Origin of the sequence: Bacillus sp. JJ1127, from assembly GCF_036965845.1 — a bacterium.
GTDB lineage: Bacteria > Bacillota > Bacilli > Bacillales > Bacillaceae_G > Bacillus_A.
Genome location: NZ_JBALQK010000395.1, coordinates 1,528 through 4,651, shown reverse-complemented (window position 1 = coordinate 4,651; position 3,124 = coordinate 1,528). Strand labels below are relative to the sequence as shown.

Here is a 3,124-nt window from a genome sequence, read left to right as displayed (position 1 = left end):
GTACACTAAGACAAAAAGGAGGGAAGAAATGAAGATTGAGTTTTCTCCTAACACACCGATCTATATTCAGGTGATGGAATACATAAAAAAAGAAATTGTAACAGGTCATTTATCACCTGGTGACAAAATTCCCTCTGTACGTGAATTAGCAAGTGAGTTACAAGTAAATCCAAATACGATTCAGCGTACATTTCAAGAGTTAGAGCGAGATGGAATCGTTGTAACACGTAGAGGAATGGGAAGATATGTAACGAGCGAAGGAGAGAAAATTATGGAGCTGCGCAAAGATATGGCAAAAGAGTTGCTTCATTCTTTTATAAATGGAATGGACAATTTAGGGTTTTCAGAAGAGGAAATTCTCTTAATTCTTCGTTCTTCATTAGAAGAGAAAAGGGAGGAGAATTGATGAAAGAGTTATTGAAAATAGAGAACTTGTGGAAGAGATATGGCTTAAGGGCAGTGATTCGTGAGCTAAACTTAGAGATTACAGAAGGAAAGATTATTGGTCTTGTCGGAGATAACGGTAGTGGGAAAACGACATTATTAAAAATGATTGCAGGGTTGCAGCACCCTTCGGAAGGAGAGATTTTTATTGCGGGTAAGAAGACGGGGTTAGAAACGAGAAAAATTGTTTCGTTTATGTCTGACCGCCCTATGTTTGACGAATGGATGACTGTAAAAGATGCGTTGTTTTTCTATCGTGATTTTTATCAAGATTTTGATATACAAAAAGCGGTTGATACCCTAACAAAGTTTAAAATTCCGTTAGAAGAAAAAATTGATTCTTTATCAAAGGGAATGGTAGAAAAACTACAGCTGATTTTAACATTTTCAAGAAAAGCAAAACTCTACATATTAGATGAACCGCTTGGCGGAATTGATCCCGTTTCACGAGAACATGTACTAGAACTCATTTTACAATTTTATCGTGAAGATTGTACGATTTTAATTTCGACTCATTTAATTGGTGAGATTGAAAACTTGTTTGATGAAGTGATCTTTTTAAAGGATGGAGAAATGGTTCTACATGAAAATGTAGAAGACATTCGTTTTCAAAGAGGGAAAGCAATACATGAGCTGTTCAAGGAGGTTTTTGGACAATGAGACAACTCCTTCATTACTTATATAATTGTAATAAAAAGAAAATATGGGTACTCTATACAGGATTTATTACAGTTTCGCTTATTCTCTTTTTTTACATGACTGGCTCTTCTAAGAGGACACTTTTGGATAAACAGGAAACGACACTCATTTTATTCACATTATTAATTGCGATAACTACGTTTTCTTTATTCCTGTTAACTATGTCTTCTTTTCGAAAAATGACAGGAAATTCTATGATTCGGTATACAGCTATTTCAGCTAAAAGGTATTTATATGCAAATGTAATCTTTTTTATACTCATGTTTAGCTTGATATTTGTAACAAGTATTATATTTCTATACTTTTTTTCTTTTTACATTAGTGAGGTTCAAAAAGTTGGTCTTATTCAGCAACTTATTAAAAATTTGTATAGTTACGGAATGATACATCATTTCTTTTCTATGTTTCTATGGCTTGTAGATTTAGTTAATCTGTTGGTTATGTTAATTTTTATAAGCGTAATTATTAAAGCATTTCGTGTAAAACCTGGGATAGGAAAAATATTATTTGTATTCGCTTTCCTTGTTTCCGCTGGAATATATGGATTTTCACTAGACATTGTAGAAAAAATGGGGAATTCTATCATTTTTATTAAATATGCAGGGGTAACAAATGAGCGAGGCTATTTTGATACATCTTTTTATCCGTATGACGGACTGAATGTGTTTAGTTTATGTTATGAATGTTTGTTAACTTTTGTATTAGTATCCATAACATCCTATATTATCGATAAAAAACTAGAAGTCTAAAGGAGGAACAATCATTGGGAAACGTAGTAGTAAAATTAGAAAACGTCCATAAAAAGATTGGCAGCACTGAAATTATCCGCGATCTTTCATTTGAAGTTGAAGAAGGAGAGGTATATGGGTTTCTTGGACCAAATGGTAGCGGTAAAACGACGACAATTCGAATGATGACAGGTCTTATTTCCCTAACAGAAGGGGATATTACGATTTGTGGTCATAGTATTCGTACAGAACGTGAAAAGGCGTTAGAACAAATTGGGGCTATTGTCGAAAATCCGGAATTATATGATTATATGACAGGGATGCAAAATTTAAAGCATTTTGCAAATATGGCAGTTACACCTATTGGCAAAGAACGTATTGCTGAAATTGTAAAACTGGTGGAGTTAGAGCATGCCATTCACAAAAAGGTGAAGACATATTCACTTGGAATGAAGCAACGTCTTGGGATTGCGCAAGCGCTTCTTCACAACCCGAAAATTCTTATTTTAGATGAGCCGACTAACGGATTAGATCCAGCTGGTATTCGTCAAATTCGTGATTATTTACAACGTTTAGCAAGAGAAGAAAACATTGCAGTAATCGTATCGAGTCATTTATTAAGTGAGATTGAACTGATGTGTGACCGTGTTGTTATCATTAAGAATGGTCAATTTGTACAAGCATATAACTTGCATGAACAAGCGAAGAATGATGAAACGGTTGTCGTAACTTTTGAGGTAGATCAGATTCAGCGTGCAAATGAAGTGATTAAAGGTAAAGTGCAAGAAAATGTTATTGTGGTCTCCGTAACGAAAGAAAAAATTCCGCAGATTGTAAAACAACTTGTGCATATGGATATTCTCGTATATGGCGTTACAGTGCAAAATAGGACGCTTGAAGATGAGTTCTTAGCGATTACTGGGGGAGTGAAAGCATAATGTTAAAATTAATACAAAATGAGTTTTTAAAGTTACATGCGAAAAAAGGTATGTATATTTTAATGGGAATATTAGTTGTATTAGAAATTGCAATGGCAATCATTATTAAAAAATGGGCACCAGCTGAGGTGCAATTTTCAGGATTTGTATCATTTTCAAGTACAATGCTTGATTTGATTATAGTATTTACTACAATTTTTGGGATTACTCTTGCAGCTCGTACAATTACTGAAGAATTTCAAAAGGGAACAATTAAACAATTACTGATTCGCCCTAGAAAACGAGTTGCGGTCTTATTTTCAAAATATGTAACAG

Annotated in this window: 5 protein-coding genes; all 5 read left to right on the top strand. The window is 33.9% G+C overall.

The features are described 5' to 3' along the window. Window positions 1–28 precede the first annotated feature (28 nt). Window positions 29–406 carry a GntR family transcriptional regulator gene (locus V7183_RS25010; RefSeq protein WP_097895381.1) on the top strand — a complete coding sequence of 126 codons (378 nt, stop codon included), beginning with the start codon at window positions 29–31 and terminating at the stop codon, window positions 404–406. Next, the gene (locus V7183_RS25005) at window positions 406–1,104 is read left to right on the top strand and encodes an ABC transporter ATP-binding protein (protein ID WP_335361219.1); all 699 of its coding nucleotides are present in this window, start codon (window positions 406–408) and stop codon (window positions 1,102–1,104) included. Before V7183_RS25010 ends, V7183_RS25005 begins: the two co-directional genes overlap by 1 nt. Next, complete coding sequence (locus V7183_RS25000) at window positions 1,101–1,892, top strand: ABC transporter permease (RefSeq protein ID WP_335361218.1); 792 nt, start codon at window positions 1,101–1,103, stop codon at window positions 1,890–1,892. The genes V7183_RS25005 and V7183_RS25000 overlap by 4 nt, the downstream gene beginning before the upstream one ends. Window positions 1,893–1,906: 14 nt before the next feature. Further along, on the top strand, window positions 1,907–2,809 hold the full coding sequence (locus tag V7183_RS24995; protein WP_335361217.1) for an ABC transporter ATP-binding protein: 903 nt from the start codon (window positions 1,907–1,909) through the stop codon (window positions 2,807–2,809). Beyond that, window positions 2,809–3,124: ABC transporter permease (locus V7183_RS24990; RefSeq protein ID WP_335361216.1), on the top strand; the 316-nt coding region annotated here is incomplete at its 3' end. The genes V7183_RS24995 and V7183_RS24990, both read left to right, overlap by 1 nt.

Excerpts from the sequence above, each read along its gene's own strand:
- V7183_RS25010 (WP_097895381.1), top strand. The coding sequence starts at position 29 with ATGAAGATTGAGTTTTCTCCTAACACACCGATCTATATTCAGGTGATG.
- V7183_RS25005 (WP_335361219.1), top strand. The coding sequence starts at position 406 with ATGAAAGAGTTATTGAAAATAGAGAACTTGTGGAAGAGATATGGCTTA.
- V7183_RS25000 (WP_335361218.1), top strand. The coding sequence starts at position 1,101 with ATGAGACAACTCCTTCATTACTTATATAATTGTAATAAAAAGAAAATA.